Source organism: Frischella perrara (assembly GCF_000807275.1).
GTDB classification, from domain to species: Bacteria; Pseudomonadota; Gammaproteobacteria; order Enterobacterales; family Orbaceae; genus Frischella; species Frischella perrara.
The window spans coordinates 93,933-109,694 of record NZ_CP009056.1 but is presented as its reverse complement, the minus strand read 5'-3'; the positions used below and the strand labels follow the sequence as shown (position 1 = coordinate 109,694).

At 35.1% G+C, this 15,762-nt stretch carries 13 protein-coding genes and 1 tRNA gene; 7 read left to right on the top strand and 7 right to left on the bottom strand.

The annotated features are described in order from the left end of the window. Window positions 1–25: 25 nt before the first annotated feature. Window positions 26–1,837, top strand: coding sequence for a nitrate/nitrite two-component system sensor histidine kinase NarX (gene narX / locus FPB0191_RS00475; protein WP_052236656.1), 1,812 nt, complete (start codon window positions 26–28; stop codon window positions 1,835–1,837). After that, window positions 1,838–2,491 carry a two-component system response regulator NarL gene (gene narL, locus FPB0191_RS00470; protein ID WP_039103243.1) on the top strand — a complete coding sequence of 218 codons (654 nt, stop codon included), beginning with the start codon at window positions 1,838–1,840 and terminating at the stop codon, window positions 2,489–2,491. Between the two features lie 53 nt (window positions 2,492–2,544). Here narL and cysG read toward each other — a convergent pair whose 3' ends face one another. The 4 genes from cysG to nirB all read right to left on the bottom strand — a co-directional run bounded on the left by cysG (window position 2,545) and on the right by nirB (window position 7,699). Further along, entirely contained in the window at window positions 2,545–3,918 is a 1,374-nt protein-coding gene (gene cysG / locus FPB0191_RS00465) for a siroheme synthase CysG (RefSeq protein WP_039103242.1), read from the bottom strand. A 134-nt stretch (window positions 3,919–4,052) separates the two neighbouring features. Further along, entirely contained in the window at window positions 4,053–4,820 is a 768-nt protein-coding gene (nirC, locus tag FPB0191_RS00460; RefSeq protein ID WP_052236655.1) for a nitrite transporter NirC, read from the bottom strand. Between the two features lie 18 nt (window positions 4,821–4,838). After that, window positions 4,839–5,174 carry a nitrite reductase small subunit NirD gene (gene nirD / locus FPB0191_RS00455; protein ID WP_039103241.1) on the bottom strand — a complete coding sequence of 112 codons (336 nt, stop codon included), beginning with the start codon at window positions 5,172–5,174 and terminating at the stop codon, window positions 4,839–4,841. A gap of 2 nt (window positions 5,175–5,176) precedes the next feature. Then, window positions 5,177–7,699 carry a nitrite reductase large subunit NirB gene (gene nirB / locus FPB0191_RS00450; protein WP_039103240.1) on the bottom strand — a complete coding sequence of 841 codons (2,523 nt, stop codon included), beginning with the start codon at window positions 7,697–7,699 and terminating at the stop codon, window positions 5,177–5,179. Between the two features lie 349 nt (window positions 7,700–8,048). On the opposite strand from nirB, the gene FPB0191_RS00445 reads away from it, so the two are divergent. From FPB0191_RS00445 to pgi, 4 genes are all read left to right on the top strand, one after another. Continuing rightward, window positions 8,049–8,546 carry a MarR family winged helix-turn-helix transcriptional regulator gene (locus FPB0191_RS00445; protein ID WP_039103239.1) on the top strand — a complete coding sequence of 166 codons (498 nt, stop codon included), beginning with the start codon at window positions 8,049–8,051 and terminating at the stop codon, window positions 8,544–8,546. 76 nt (window positions 8,547–8,622) lie between these two features. Further along, window positions 8,623–9,747, top strand: coding sequence for an HlyD family secretion protein (locus FPB0191_RS00440; RefSeq protein WP_039103237.1), 1,125 nt, complete (start codon window positions 8,623–8,625; stop codon window positions 9,745–9,747). Continuing rightward, window positions 9,728–10,906 (top strand): ABC transporter permease, encoded by a 1,179-nt coding sequence (locus FPB0191_RS00435; RefSeq protein ID WP_202965358.1) that lies wholly within the window; start codon window positions 9,728–9,730, stop codon window positions 10,904–10,906. The genes FPB0191_RS00440 and FPB0191_RS00435 overlap by 20 nt, the downstream gene beginning before the upstream one ends. A gap of 82 nt (window positions 10,907–10,988) precedes the next feature. Further along, the gene (gene pgi, locus FPB0191_RS00430) at window positions 10,989–12,638 is read left to right on the top strand and encodes a glucose-6-phosphate isomerase (protein ID WP_039103236.1); all 1,650 of its coding nucleotides are present in this window, start codon (window positions 10,989–10,991) and stop codon (window positions 12,636–12,638) included. 50 nt (window positions 12,639–12,688) lie between these two features. Here pgi and crr read toward each other — a convergent pair whose 3' ends face one another. The 3 genes from crr to ptsH form a co-directional block, all read right to left on the bottom strand. Further along, the gene (crr, locus tag FPB0191_RS00425; protein WP_039103235.1) at window positions 12,689–13,192 is read right to left on the bottom strand and encodes a PTS glucose transporter subunit IIA; all 504 of its coding nucleotides are present in this window, start codon (window positions 13,190–13,192) and stop codon (window positions 12,689–12,691) included. A 9-nt stretch (window positions 13,193–13,201) separates the two neighbouring features. Next, entirely contained in the window at window positions 13,202–14,929 is a 1,728-nt protein-coding gene (ptsI, locus tag FPB0191_RS00420) for a phosphoenolpyruvate-protein phosphotransferase PtsI (protein ID WP_039103233.1), read from the bottom strand. Between the two features lie 62 nt (window positions 14,930–14,991). Further along, the gene (gene ptsH, locus FPB0191_RS00415; protein ID WP_039103231.1) at window positions 14,992–15,249 is read right to left on the bottom strand and encodes a phosphocarrier protein Hpr; all 258 of its coding nucleotides are present in this window, start codon (window positions 15,247–15,249) and stop codon (window positions 14,992–14,994) included. A 427-nt stretch (window positions 15,250–15,676) separates the two neighbouring features. Here ptsH and FPB0191_RS00410 point away from each other — a divergent pair. Further along, window positions 15,677–15,752: transfer RNA gene (locus FPB0191_RS00410), tRNA-His, on the top strand. Window positions 15,753–15,762: the final 10 nt, after the last annotated feature.

The window sequence follows — 15,762 nt, the reverse complement described above, 5'->3', positions numbered from 1 at the left end:
ATTATAAAATAACAATAAAACTGTCATGTTAAAAAGGAAAATCAAATTTAGTGTATCGATTATCAATCGTTTAACATTATTGGTATTTTTTTTAGCCTCAATCGCATTGGTCGCTTTATTATTATCTAGCCGTTTTGCCAATGATACCAAAGGTAGTGCCTATATGATTAATCAATTAGGTTTATTAAGAATGAAAAGCTACCAATTATTATCTATGATTCCATTTAAACAACAAGAGTATCACCAATTAAATCTATTTCACCATTTTCCTACTTCCCAAGAATATGTTGATATTCTTGACCGTTACCAATTAACTGAAGAATTTGATCAGCTGAAAAACGACTGGTTTACCCATATACTTCCTAAATTAAAACAAGCAAAAGAAATTGAGCCCATTCGTAAAGATATTGAACTTTATGTTAATCAAATCGATCTGGTCGTTAGTAAACTTAACAATAAGACCGAAAAACAATTGAGCTATATAACCCAATTACAAATGCTATTTATAGTTATTATTCTTATTGTTTTGATAAGCCAAATTTATTATTTACGCCGTTATTTGCTAGCGCCATGGAATAAATTAATGATCATGGCCGATGCTATTTCACGGCATGATTTTAGTCAACGTTTTAAAATCAGGCATAAAACAAATGAATTTGATCTGTTAGGGTTGGCATTAAATAATATGTCTGAACAAATTGAATCTCAGTATGCTTTACTTGAAGAAAAGGTAACAGAAAAAACGGCAGAATTACAACAGAAAAATCGCGTCGTTTTCTTTCAATATCAAGCGATAAAACATTTACATACGTCATCCCCGTTATGCGAACGGTTTCTGATTATTTTACATGACCTTGAAAAATTAGTCCCATTGCATCAATTTCAGATACGTTTTTATGAGTCAGATGATCCCGATCATTATCAACAAATTAAGCCTGATAATCGACAAAAACTACCTAATTGTCAGGATCCTCAATGTAGTGCATGTTTAATGCCTTCTAAATCTAATGAATCTAAAGGTATCCAAAGGTACTGGTACTTGCAAGATAGTCAACAAAAATACGGTATGATTTTTGCCATGCAGCCTGCCAATGTTTCATTAACAGAAGAGCAAGAACAACTGATTTCTGGCTTGATGGAACAAATGACCATGGCAATTATGCTAGACCGGCAAATAGAACAACAAAAACACTATTTATTAATGAAAGAGAGAACGGCTATGGCAAGAGAATTACATGATTCCATTGCGCAATCTCTTTCGTGTATAAAGATACATCTTAGCTGTTTACAAATGCAATCTGATTTAACTTCTTCAGAAAGTATTAATTTACTTAATACCATGCGTAAAGAAATCAATATGACCTATTCACAATTAAGGGAATTAATTACATCATTCCAATTACGTCTAAATCAAACAGGGTTTTATGCTAATCTTACTGAACTAGTGGATGAATTTAATAAAAAATTACAAATCAACATTGCATTTAACTATCAGCTACCATTAAATGTAATTAATAGCAAATATGCTATTAATTTATTACAGATTATCCGTGAAGCGTTAAATAATATTTATAAACATGCAAAAGCCAGTTATGTTTCACTTGATGTCAATCTTATGCATGATCAGATTATTAGAATTACTATTCATGATAATGGTATAGGTTTACCTTCTACAATTAATCAAGATAATCACTATGGGCTTATTATTATGAAAGATCGCGTTGACTTGTTAAATGGAAATTTTAAAATCGACAGCAAGCCAAATAAAGGAACAACCATTTTAATCACCTTTAAAATAACAAATCCTATTCCTATTAAAACAATTGAAGTGCCATAAATGGAACAAATAAAAAATACAATTTTACTTATCGACGATCATCCTATGCTACGTAATGGTGTAAAGCAACTCATTGGCACTGATAGTCATTTTCTAGTAATTGCGGAAACTGGCTCGGGAACGGAAGGTATCCAACTTGCTGTAACGTTAGAACCCGATATTATCTTGCTTGATATCAATATGAATGATATGAATGGATTAGAGATATTACGTTATTTACGTAGAAATAACGTTTCTAGTCGCATTATTATTTTTACTGTATCTAATACTAAAGAAGATATTATTACTGCACTAAAGAATGGTGCTGACGGTTATTTACTCAAAGATATGGAACCTGAAAATCTACTCAAAGCATTACATAGCATTGCCGAGGGTAAAATCATAATGGATGAGAGCATCACATACATTATGTTGGATTATATGCGCTACGGTGATGAATCAACAATAAAACAATCCCATGATGTTAACTTACTCACACCAAGAGAACATGAAATATTTAACTTACTGGTTCAAGGATTATCAAATAAACTCATCGCTAAAGAGCTAGATATTGTTGAAAGTACTGTTAAAGTCCATGTAAAAAGTATCTTCAAAAAACTCAACTTCAAATCACGCATGGAAATGACGGTATGGTACTTACAAAATAAACTGTAAGGCTAAAAATAAGGCTAAAATAAATAATAATAGCCTTAAGATCGTTTATTGACTTAATGACCAGAAAACCAATTTAGTTTATCACGTAAAGCTACAACCGGACCAACAATAATTAGACTAGGACTACAAGCCTGCAAAGCAATTTCCGATAGGTTATCTAATAAACCAGTTATTACTTTTTGTTTCGTCATCGTACCTTCTTCAACAATTGCAACAGGTGTACAAGCATTCATACCATACCGAATCAATTGTTTTTGAATATTTTCAGCTTGTGATAACCCCATATAAAAAACTAAAGTCTGTTTTTCCGCTGCTAAACTTTGCCAATCAAGATGTGTCCCATCTTTCAAATGTGCGGTAATTAACCGTACACTGTGTGCATAATCTCGATGTGTTAAAGGAATACCACTATAAGCGGAACAACCCGAAGCAGCCGTAATTCCTGGTACAACAGAAAAAGGAATATCTGCATTAAATAAGGTTTCCAACTCCTCTCCACCTCGCCCAAAAATAAATGGATCACCGCCTTTAAGACGTACTACTCGCAATCCTTTTTTAGCTTGCTCTAATAGGATCTGATTAATTTGCTCCTGTGGTACACAGTGAAATCCGGCGCGTTTACCAACAAAAACGCGTTGCGCATCACGTCGCGTTAAATTCATGATTTCATCAGAAACTAAACGATCATAAACAATAATATCGGCTTGCTGAATCTGCTGTAATCCTTTTAAAGTTAATAAACTTGGATCGCCGGGACCTGCCCCAACTAAAACAACTTCACCACGATGTTCCAATGAATTATCAAAAAGTTCACTTGTTAATAAATCAACTTGTTCAGAATCATTATTAGCTAAAGCTTGAGCCAAACGATCATGAGTAAACAGTTTTTCCCAGAAACGACGACGTTCAATTAATGTTTGATATTTCTGCTTCACTTTATTACGTAAATAACCAGCATAATTAGCCAATTTACCTAAGTGTTGCGGTAGAATTGCCTCTAACTTTTCACGCAATAAACGAGCTAAAACCGGCGCATGCCCTTCGGAAGAAACCGCTACCATAATTGGTGAACGATCAATAATGGAAGGCATAATAAAACTGGCATCTTTTGGTGAATCCACCACGTTACAAAAAATACGACGTTTTTCAGCTTCAGAACTGACTTGTTGATTGGTTTGTTGACAGTCTGTCGCTGCAATGACTAACCATTTTTCATCGAGCAATTGTGCATTAAACGTACTTTGTTCTAAGATTAATTGATTTTGTTTAGCCCAACAAATAAATTGCTCATTAAATACTGGTGCATTCACTGTTATTTTTGCACCTGCTTCAAGTAATAACCTCGCTTTGCGCTCTGCTATCTCACCACCACCAACTAACAAACAGTCACGATTTTCTAATTTACAAAATAATGGGAAATAATCCATAATATCTCTAATTTATTTTAATATAATATAATGTGTTATCAGATTTTACAGATAGTATAATCGGTTAATTGTTTAAATTAACCGTATCAAATAAAATTATTTAATGGTTCAAAAATCCATCTGGTTTTGAGAAATTAAGCGCGTTCTGCTTTAGGCGTTGAGTACCAATACCCTAACCCCATAAATAACGCTCCTGAAATTAAATTACCCAAAGACACCCATAATAGATTATGACCAATCCCTCCTAAGGTATAAGCCTCACTGTGATTACCGAACCATGAAAGAGAAAATAGCGTCATATTGGCAACGCTATGCTCATAACCACAAGCAATAAAAGCTAATAAACACCACCATATGGCAATAAATTTAGCTGAACCTTCAACACGATTAGCCATCCAAATTGCTAAGCAAACTAGCCAGTTACATAAAACTCCACGAAAAAACAATGCCGTTGCTGGAGTTGAAGTTTTTGCTAATGCAGCGGTATGTACAAGGCTACTGTCAGTTGATAAAAGAGGAAAAGATGCCCAATAGAATAATGCTGCAACAAAAATTGAGCCTAATAAGTTGCCTAACCATGTTTGCGGTAGTACACACCACATTTGAGCATGTGTAATCTTTTTAGCTTGAACACCAAATGTTAAAAACATTGTGTGTCCTGTAAACAGTTCTGAGCCAGCTATAACAACCAAAGTTAAGGCGATTCCAAATGTCGCCCCCATAACTAAAGGTCTAATTGATGGTTCAAGCAAATTACCTAATGTGAAAATCAAAATAATTCCCAACCCTACATAAGCACCAGCCATAGCCGAACTAAGCCAAAACCCAAAAGGGTTATTTTTGGCTAAAGACACAATACGCGCTGCATTTGCAGCACATTTATTAATGGTTTCCCTATACATTATCTTTTTCCTTTTTATTTAATTAGGTGATTTTACTTGAACAAATCCGTCTTCTGTCACTTTGACATCATAATGCTTAACTGAATAATGCTCATCTTCTAAGCAATAACCATCTCTTAATCGAAAACGCTGTTTTTTAAGTGGACTTGCCACCCATAAATCATTTTCATGTTCAGCAATAATGCCACGTGATAGCACACTAGCATGAGCAAAAGGGTCAATATTACTTATGGCAAAAAGCTCTTGATTGTCATAAGGACGGAAAATAGCAACATGTTCTTGACCAACTAAAGCACATACACCTGTTTCTGGTAAAATATCATCTAGTTTACAAATTGTGATCCACTGACTCATGATTATTCTCCTAATATGGCTTTACGTTCTTCAAAAGTAGCTGGTCGATGCTGCTCTCGTTCAGGTACAAATACGACATTATCATCTCGCTGTTGGCTGTTAATAAAATGAGCAAATCGATTTTGTTTATCTGGTTGTGTCACTGTTTCCTTCCATTCACAGACCACTAATTTACGGATTCGAGCCATTTCATTCTCAAGTTCAGCATTAACGCCTAATTTATCCTCAATGATCACACTGCGTAAATAATTGATTCCACCTTCAAGATTCTCTAACCAAACGGACGTGCGTTGTAATTTATCGGCCGTGCGAATGTAAAACATGATAAAACGATCAAGATAGCGAATAAGTGTTTCTTTATCCAAATCGGCAGCTAAAAGATCTGCATGGCGTGGTTTCATACCCCCATTACCACAGACATAGAGATTCCAGCCTTTCTCTGTTGCGATAACACCAATATCTTTACCTTGAGCTTCTGCACATTCTCGTGTACAACCCGATACACCTAGTTTGAATTTATGTGGAGCACGAATGCCTTTATAACGATTTTCTAATTCAACACCCAAGCCAACACTATCACCTACGCCAAAACGACACCATGTACTTCCAACACAAGTTTTTGCCATTCGTAGGGCTTTTGCATAGGCATGACCACTTTCAAAACCGGCATTGATTAATTCTTGCCAAATTACTGGTAGATCATCCTTCTGAGCACCAAATAAACCAATGCGTTGTGAACCGGTAATTTTTGAGTATAAATGATATTTTTGAGCAATTTTCCCTATCGCGATTAGACCTTCTGGCGTAATTTCACCGCCTGCACTACGTGGAATAATGGAATAAGTCCCATTCTTTTGGATATTTCCTAAAAAAATATCATTACTATCTTGCAATGGAACTAAGTCTGGCTTGAGAATGTAACTATTCCAACAAGAAGCAAGTATTGAACCAATAGTTGGTTTACATATTTCACAACCGTAACCGTTACCGTGCTTTTTGATAACTTGTTCAAATGAAGTTAACCCTTCAATACGAACTAAATGGAAAAGCTCTTGACGAGAATAGTTGAAATGTTTACAAAGTGCATGGCTGACCTCAATACCTTGCTTAGCTAACTCTGAATTAAGAATTTGTGTAACTAATGGTAGACACCCCCCACAACCCGTTCCGGCCTTTGTTTCAGCTTTAATCGCTGCTACCGTATGACAACCAGCATGAATGGCCTCAACTATTCTTGCTTTTGAAATATCAAAACAAGAACAAATTTGGGCAGAATCAGGCAAAGCATCCGCCCCTAAAGCAGGTTTTTCTCCAACATAGGTTGGTAAAATTAGCGTATCGGGGTGTTCAGGTAATGGCATATTATTTAACATCAATTGCAATAAACTACCATAATCTGATGTGTCTCCAACCAATACTGCGCCTAAAAGCTGTTTATTATCAGCCGAAACAACGAGTTTCTTATAAATGGGAATTGTTTCATCTAAATAAATATAACTTTGGCAATTGGTCGTTTTGCCCTTTGCATCACCAATACTACCAACATCAACTCCAAGTAATTTTAATTTTGCGCTCATATCAGCGCCTGAAAATTGGATATTTTCTCCCATTAAATGCCCGAGTACCACTTGCGCCATTTTATAACCGGGAGCAACTAACCCAAATACACGTCCTTGCCATGAAGCACATTCACCGATCGCATAAATATTGGGATCAGAAGTTTGACAATAATTATTAATGATAATCCCACCCCTGTCTGCTATCGCAAGCTCACAATCACGAGCTAATTTATCATTAGGTCTAATACCTGTCGAAAACACGATAAAATCAACGTCTAATGAACTCCCATCAGCAAATTGCATTACCTTACCGTCTAATGTATCCATAATTTCGAGGGTATTTTTACTTATATGTACATTAACGCCCATATCTTCAATTTTACGGCGTAACTGTTCACCACCTAATGCATCAAGTTGTTCTGCCATCAGTACTGGTGCAAATTCAATAACATGCGTTTCCATACCTAAATTTTTAACAGCGCCAGCAGCTTCAAGTCCTAATAATCCACCACCAACTACGGCACCTTTTCGGCTTTGACTAGCGCACGCTCTGATTGCATCAAGATCTTCAATAGTTCGATAAACAAAACAATTCTTACCCTGAGCGCCCTTAATCGGCGGTACCCACGGGTAGGAACCTGTTGCAATAATCAATTTATCATACGATACAACCCTACCTGTTTGAGAACATACCTCTTTTGTTTGTCGATTAATCGATACTGCTCTTTCACCCATGAATACCGTAATATAGTTAGTTTGATATAATCCTTCACTAACTAAAGATAAGGCTTGAGCGTTATTATCGCTAAAGTAAGAGGAAAGATGAACTCGGTCATAAGCTAAGCGAGGTTCCTCACAGAAAATAGTAATTTCAAATTGATCGGACAAATTTTTGTCGATTATTTCTTCAACAAAACGATGCCCAACCATCCCATTACCAATGATAACGAGACTGGTTTTATTCATACAAAACTCCAATGTTAATTTAAATTTTCAATAATTGATTTATCTTTAATGAACATTGTATGAAACCTCACGCAGATTATAATTACCCATAAGAGTTACTACTAAAGAGGTATAAATAAAACTATCGACTAAATCCCAAACTTGTTATGTGAAAAATTGAACTTAATAGGATAGAAATTATTTTAATAACATTGTTTTATGGGTAAAAAATCGCAACTAAAAAAATCAGCCATTTTTATATAACTATTTGTTTTGTATAAATAAAACAATTTTTCTTTTATTAATGTTCACATTGCAATTTTCCATTTCGCTGATATAATTAGCCGACTAAATAAACGAGTTATGATGTATGAGTTACAATTCTAGAACGCTACCTTCTCGTGAAGCTCTCGCTCGAGTACACAAATCAAGTCATCATGCCATCGATGTATCAGGAGCAGATTTAGTTTTAAATTTAATTACGACAGCTGATCTTATACGTGCCAATATCTATACCCAATTGGCAAAAGATTATGATGTATCGGAAGGTAAGTTTGCTTTGTTAATGTGGTTATATTCGGAAGGAAAAACCTGCACTAGCGAATTAGCTCAAAAAGTGGGGGTAACTTCGGCCACAATATCAGTTATGGTAAAAAGAATGTTAGCCGCTCCCGAACCCCTTATTTGCATGTCAAAAAGTGGAAATGATGGTCGTTCAAGATTAATTACGCTAAGTGAAGCCGGTGTAAGACTTATTCAAAAAGCTTTACCACAGCATATTGAAGCAGTGCAAGCGTTTGCAGATGTACTCAATGCTGAGGAACGAGAATCTTTAATATCAATGTTACGTAAATTATTACGAAAATAAATTAACAATAAGTTACTTTATTAGTTTTTTTAATTAATTAGTTAGTCGACTAAATAAATGGAAAATAGTATTTATTATGAACAAGAACGTTAAAATCCCAATTATCTTTTTAATATTACTTACCTTTGGTTCAACCTTAATCTTTTTCGGTTCAAGAAATGATGCTGTTACTGTTGCTAAAAGCATTAAATCAGGTGTACTAACCGCTGATGAAATCAATGTCGCATTTCAAAATGTCGGTGGTAAAGTATTAACCCGCGCAGTTCAAGAATCACAACAAGTTAAAAAAGGTGATGTATTAATGGTATTAGAAGATACTGATACCCGATTAGCAATTGAGCGATTAAAAGCAGTAATTGCAGGTCAAGAAGCCTCTGTTCGTCAAGAAGAATCAGCCATTACCATTGCCGAAAATGAAACGAATTTATCTGAAGTTGCGACTTGGCGAAATATTGAAGCTGTGCAGGCTAGTCTTGATGCAGCAAAATCAGCCCTCGATTTTGCCAACACTGAGTATCAACGGCATATTCAATTACGTAAAGCTGGTGGCGTTTCACAATCACAATTAGATAATACTCGAAATACATATATAGCGGCCAAAATGACCACGGTACAACTGCAAAGTCAATTATCAACATTAACAGTTGGTGCATCTACTGAACAATTACAACAGTTTTCCAAAACAAAAGATGCCACAGGCATGACATTACAATCCATTATTAATGCTCGGCATACGATAAAAAATAGACATAATCAGTTGGCTCAATTACGTGCTCAACTAAGTCAATCACAAGCTGAATTAGAACAGTTAGAGGTAAATTATCAACGATTAACTTTAGTTGCACCTGAAGATGGAAAAGTATTAAAAATTATGTACGAAGATGGCGAATTAGTCCCAACGGGTGCGCCAGCAGTGCTCTTAGAAACAAATCGTAAGTATGTTGATATCTATGTAAATGAAACAATGGTAAATGATTATCAACCGGGTACAACTGTTACAGCTAATGTGATTGCATTAGATAAAGAAGTTAGCGGTAAAATACGCTTTGCCACTGCAGCTCCTTCGTTTGCTGATTTACGTATGACACGTGAAAGAGGTCAAGCAGATCTCACTTCTTATCAAGTTAGAATCTATGTTGACGATATCCCGAATCTTTTAACAGGTATGACAATTGAGGTCAATGATGCAAAACATCATTAAATCTATTTTAGAAGAAATCGATGCTATGTTGTCAGGCCATTTTATACCTTATTTTAAGGTAGCCATTGGCTTGGCAATGGTTGTTGCTTTGATATTCTCATTAGTACTTAGTCACGGTTCTGTATTTGAAGGTAAAATTGCCGTCATCGATCTTGACGGCTCGAAATACTCGACTGAACTCATTACTAAAATTAACACTTCACCGTATATTCAAGTCAGTGAAGTTATTCGTTCGCCAGTCAATCCAATAACACTCGTTTCTCACGATCGTAATCTTGGCGTTTTATATATTCCGAAAGGCTTAGAAAAAAATATAAAAAAAGGAGAACAAACTGTTAATTTAGGTTATTTTGTAGACGATACTAATGATGCTCAAAACTCTAAAGTACTACCAAGTCTAAACGAATATATTCCAGAATTAGGCGCTGAAATCAGCGTTAATCGCATTTCAGCTTTAGGATTAGGGAGAGATGGTACCGAAGCAACGCTTTCGCCAATGCAAATTAAATCCCGCAATATGTTTAATCCAGCGAGCTCATCAACTATCTCGACTATTGTCTATTTTGTTTATTTCTTTTCTTCATTAACTTACGGATTAACATCATTAATGATAGTTGGGCGCCTTAAAGCAACAGGAATGTGGAATACTGTGATGGAAAGAGGTCCATTAGCATTAATGGCAAGAACGACCCCTTATGCTTTATTCTACACTACCGGTTTAACGCTTATAAGTGCAATATTAGTGGTGTTTGGACAACTTCGTTTTGATGGTAATTATTTTGCTTTCTTACCAAGTATCTTTATGACCGGATTAGCTTTTGGATGGTTAGGTTTATTGCTTTCTTGGAATACCAAAGATCCGGGACAAGGGGCTAGCCGTATGATATTTTTAGTCCCTCCTGGATTTATCATGGGCGGATCAACAATGGCGGTAGGAATTTTACCCGCATGGGCATATTATGCTAGCCACTGTTTTCCTCTAGTATGGTTATTTCGTTTCTTCCGAGATTTTGCCATGCGAGGACGATCACTGATTGATATGTTAGCAACTTATGGTGCATATATAATCTTTTTGACGGTTATCGCAGCTATTGTTGTTACGGTTTATTATCATACGCAAAAATCCTATAACCAAAATAAGGCAATCGAAAATTGTTAAGCTGTTATTGATTCTTTTATTGATTCTTTATTAAAGCGTTATATTATGAATGAATCTTAATAATAAATGGAGTTTAAGTACCATGTTAAACAATGTTGATCCAACTAAAACTGATGCTTGGCAAGAATTAAAATCACATTTTGAGCAAATGAAAGATCGTACTATTCAATCATTATTTGCTGAAGATAACGATCGTGCCAGTAAATTTACACTTACATTTAATGATCAAATCTTTGTCGATTATTCTAAAAATCGTATTACTGAAGAGACATTAGTAAAACTACAAAAGCTAGCAAAACAGAGCGGTTTAAGTGAGGCTATTAACGCCATGTTTAGTGGTGAGAAAATTAATCTTACTGAGAATCGTGCAGTTTTGCACGTTGCATTGCGTAACTTATCCAATACGCCGATCTATGTTGACGGTAAAAATGTAATGGATGATGTTAATGCTGTATTAGCTAAAATGGAATCTTTTAGTAACAAGATTATAAGTGGTGAGTGGAAGGGATACACCGGAAAAGCTATTACGGATGTAGTGAATATTGGTATAGGGGGTTCTGACCTAGGTCCTTATATGGTTACAGAGGCATTACGACCTTATAAAAACCATTTAAATATGCATTTTGTATCAAACATTGATGGTACTCAAATAGTTGAAACGTTAAAAAAAGTTAATCCAGAAACAACATTATTTTTAATTGCTTCAAAAACCTTCACAACTCAAGAAACCATGACTAATGCTCAAAGTGCTCGCGAATGGTTATTACAATCAGCTAAAGATGAAAAAGCCGTTGCTAAGCACTTTGTAGCGTTATCAACCAATACCAAAGAAGTAGAAAAATTTGGAATTGATACAAATAATATGTTTGAATTCTGGGATTGGGTTGGAGGACGTTATTCACTCTGGTCAGCTATTGGTTTATCCATTGTATTATCAATTGGTTTTGATAATTTTAAACAATTATTAGCAGGTGCTCATGACATTGATAACCATTTTTCGCAAGCTAAACCAGAGGAAAATATTCCCGTCATTTTGGCTTTAATCAATCTGTGGTATAACAATTTCTTTGGCGCTGAAACTGAAGCTATCCTACCATATGATCAATACATGCATCGTTTTGCTGCATATTTTCAACAAGGTAATATGGAATCTAATGGTAAATATGTTGATCGTAATGGTAATAAAGTTACTTATACTACAGGCCCTATTATTTGGGGTGAGCCAGGTACGAATGGACAGCATGCATTTTATCAATTAATTCACCAAGGTACAAAACTAATCCCATGTGATTTCATTGCACCTGCCATTAGTCACAATCCATTGGCTGATCATCATCAGAAATTATTATCTAACTTCTTTGCTCAAACTGAGGCTTTAGCTTTCGGGAAAACTCAAGCAATCGTTGAACAAGAATTCTTGGATGCGGGCAAAAATGCTGAGGATGTGAAATCAATAGTACCTTTTAAAGTGTTTGAAGGAAATCGACCAACAAACTCTATCTTATTAAAAGAGATTACCCCTTATTCATTAGGTGCATTGATTGCTATTTATGAACATAAAATCTTCACTCAAGGTATTATCTGGAATATTTTCAGCTTCGATCAATGGGGCGTTGAGCTTGGAAAACAACTAGCGGGACGTATACTGCCAGAATTAAATAATGACGATAAAATTACTTCGCATGATAGTTCTACTAATAATTTAATTAATCGTTATAAATCTTGGCGATAATAATGTTAATTAAAAAAACCGCCTATTGGCGGTTTTTTTATTTATAAAAGTTATTTCTTTACTTTCATAATCGGTGTTTTACCTTCTTCAACAACTCCAGATAATTTCACCAATTCATGAATGCTATCCATATTAGAAATAACGACTGGGGTTAACACTGATTTCGCTTTATTTGCTAAAAATGGCAAATCAAATTCAATCACAGTTTCACCCGCTTTAACTTGCTGTCCTTCTTCTGCAATACGGGTAAATCCTTCACCTTTTAATTCAACTGTATCAATACCGAAATGAACAAAAAGTTCAATACCCTCATCAGATTCTATAGCGAAAGCATGGTTAGTTTCGAAAATCTTCACAATCTTACCAGACAAAGGTGCAACAATTTTGTTGCCATTTGGTTTGATTGCCACACCATCACCAACAATTTTCTCTGCAAATACAACATCAGGTACATCTTCAATTTTAACAATTTCACCTGAAAGTGGCGCTAGAATCTCTATAAAATTTTGATCATCGTCGGATACAAACTGTTTTAATTTATCGAAAAAACCCATGGCATTCTCCTAACAAACTTGTTTTTCAGCAGCAAATTTTTCAAGTAATTCACTAACTTCTTTTGCAGTTGCTTTCTCTAACACTGCATCAGCAAGTTTTTTCGCTTCGCTGTAATTAGTATTACGAATAATTTTCTTAATTTTTGGAATGGAAATTGAACCCATACTAAATTCATCTAATCCCATACCAAGAAGTAATACGGTAGCTCGTTCATCACCACCTAACTCACCACACATTCCAGTCCATTTACCTTCTGCATGTGAAGCATCAATTATATTTTTGATCAGATTTAATACTGATGGTGAAAGTGGATTATAAAGATGAGAAATCAACTCATTTCCACGATCAACAGCTAAAGTATATTGTGTCAGATCATTTGTGCCAATACTAAAGAAATCAACTTCTTTTGCTAAATGACGCGCAATAATTGCAGCAGCCGGTGTTTCTATCATAACACCCACTTCAATTTTTTCATCGAATTTTTTGCCTTCAGATCTTAACTGCTCTTTCAGCACATTTAATTCTGATTTTAAGATACGCACTTCTTCCACAGAAATAATCATTGGGAACATAATTCGAAGTTTACCAAAGGCGGAAGCACGTAAAATAGCACGTAACTGGGCATGTAGAATTTCTTTTTTATCCATACAGATACGGATAGCTCGCCAACCTAAGAATGGGTTTTCTTCTTTTGGCAGGTGCATATATGGCACATCTTTATCACCACCAATATCCATAGTACGAACAATAACCGCTAAACCATTCGTTGTTTCTGCAACTTCTTTATAGGCTTTAAATTGCTCTTCTTCATTCGGATAAGCATCACGATCCATAAAAAGGAATTCAGTACGATAAAGACCTACACCTTCATAACCATTGCGCTCTGCACCAGCAATATCACGTACAGTACCAATATTGGCACAGACCTCAACTTGGTGACCATCCAAGGTAATAGCCGGTAAATCTTTTAATTTTGCTAATTCTTCTTTATCAGCAACAAATTGTTTTTGGACTAATTTCAATTTCTCAATGGTTTTATCATTTGGATTAATGTAGATTTGATTATTAATCGCATCAAGAACAAGATAATCACCATGTTTTATCTCTTTTGTCGCATTAGAAGTACCCACAATCGCTGGGATTTCAAGTGAACGCGCCATGATTGAGGTGTGAGAAGTACGACCACCGATATCAGTGATAAATCCAAGTACCTTTTCTAAATTTAATTGTGCTGTTTCAGAAGGAGTTAAATCAGTCGCAACTAAGATACAAGGCTCATTGATCGCACTAAGATCAACAATTTCCATACCTAGTATATTTTTAAGTAAACGTTTACCAATATCGCGAATATCAGCTGCACGTTCTTTTAAATACTCATCATCTAAACCTTCTAATTCTTTAGCTTGCGCATCAAATACAGTATGTACAGCTGAATCAGCAGAGACGTGTTTGGTTTTAATACGATTGATTACTTCAGCTTCAAGGTCTTCATCTTCCAATAACATGATATGACCTTCAAAGATTGCTGCTTTATCTTCACCCAACGTTTGTTTAGCACGTTCCATTATAGAATTTAACTGTTGGGTTGACTTTTCTCGAGCACTTTTAAAGCGTTCGATTTCATCATTAACTTTGCTATCAGCAATTGGTCTTGTGTTAACAACAATTTCATCTTCTTTTAATAATAAAGCCTTGGCGAAGGCTATGCCCGGAGACACAAGTATACCTGAAACCATAATATTTGATCCTTATATGATGATATTATAGAAATTTAACATTTTTAAATTCGGGAGGGGGTTTATTCAAGCTCTGGTATAAGCTTCACTAGATGATCGACCGCTTCTTTCTCGTCTTCACCATCAGCCAAAATAGTAATTACAGTTCCTTCTGTTAATCCTAAGGTTTGTAATTTAAATAAACTTTTTGCACTTGCAGTTTTGCCATTTGCAGTCACTGTTATCTCTGAATTGAAGGCTTTTGCTTCTTTAACAAATTGAGCGGCCGGCCTTGTATGCAGGCCATTTGGTGCAGTGATAGTGACATCTTGCTTATGCATGTTTATGTACCCCTAAATTATAATGTATTTTGTTCAATATAAATAAAATTTATGATAAATACCAGTTGATTTATCGTTTAGAACTGATTAACTGTTGGGTGCTATTATGGCGAGTAAATGAGATAGAAACAAGTATAAATATTAAGCCATTGATATTAAACAATTTTTAATTAAATTATTCGTACATTAATCTCTTAAAAAGATTAAATTCATAAAAATTTTCTTTTAATAGGTCACCATTTTATAGTAGTAGAAGCATATTTGGATATTTTATCATCTAATATAGTTTGAAGATGTGATGATTAGTTGTTAGATTAGCTATATAATGGTGCATATGCTGATATTATGAGCAAATAAACCTAATATAATCGAAAATATACTAGACAAAATAGTGATAAATGCGTAATATTGCGTCCTGTTTTATATGGTGGCTATAGCTCAGTTGGTAGAGCCCTGGATTGTGATTCCAGTTGTCGTGGGTTCGAGTCCCATTAGCCACCCCATTTATTCAGA

Excerpts from the sequence above, each read along its gene's own strand:
- narX (WP_052236656.1), top strand. The coding sequence starts at position 26 with ATGTTAAAAAGGAAAATCAAATTTAGTGTATCGATTATCAATCGTTTA.
- narL (WP_039103243.1), top strand. The coding sequence starts at position 1,838 with ATGGAACAAATAAAAAATACAATTTTACTTATCGACGATCATCCTATG.
- cysG (WP_039103242.1), bottom strand. The coding sequence starts at position 3,918 with ATGGATTATTTCCCATTATTTTGTAAATTAGAAAATCGTGACTGTTTG.
- nirC (WP_052236655.1), bottom strand. The coding sequence starts at position 4,820 with ATGTATAGGGAAACCATTAATAAATGTGCTGCAAATGCAGCGCGTATT.
- nirD (WP_039103241.1), bottom strand. The coding sequence starts at position 5,174 with ATGAGTCAGTGGATCACAATTTGTAAACTAGATGATATTTTACCAGAA.
- nirB (WP_039103240.1), bottom strand. The coding sequence starts at position 7,699 with ATGAATAAAACCAGTCTCGTTATCATTGGTAATGGGATGGTTGGGCAT.
- FPB0191_RS00445 (WP_039103239.1), top strand. The coding sequence starts at position 8,049 with ATGAGTTACAATTCTAGAACGCTACCTTCTCGTGAAGCTCTCGCTCGA.
- FPB0191_RS00440 (WP_039103237.1), top strand. The coding sequence starts at position 8,623 with ATGAACAAGAACGTTAAAATCCCAATTATCTTTTTAATATTACTTACC.
- FPB0191_RS00435 (WP_202965358.1), top strand. The coding sequence starts at position 9,728 with ATGATGCAAAACATCATTAAATCTATTTTAGAAGAAATCGATGCTATG.
- pgi (WP_039103236.1), top strand. The coding sequence starts at position 10,989 with ATGTTAAACAATGTTGATCCAACTAAAACTGATGCTTGGCAAGAATTA.
- crr (WP_039103235.1), bottom strand. The coding sequence starts at position 13,192 with ATGGGTTTTTTCGATAAATTAAAACAGTTTGTATCCGACGATGATCAA.
- ptsI (WP_039103233.1), bottom strand. The coding sequence starts at position 14,929 with ATGGTTTCAGGTATACTTGTGTCTCCGGGCATAGCCTTCGCCAAGGCT.
- ptsH (WP_039103231.1), bottom strand. The coding sequence starts at position 15,249 with ATGCATAAGCAAGATGTCACTATCACTGCACCAAATGGCCTGCATACA.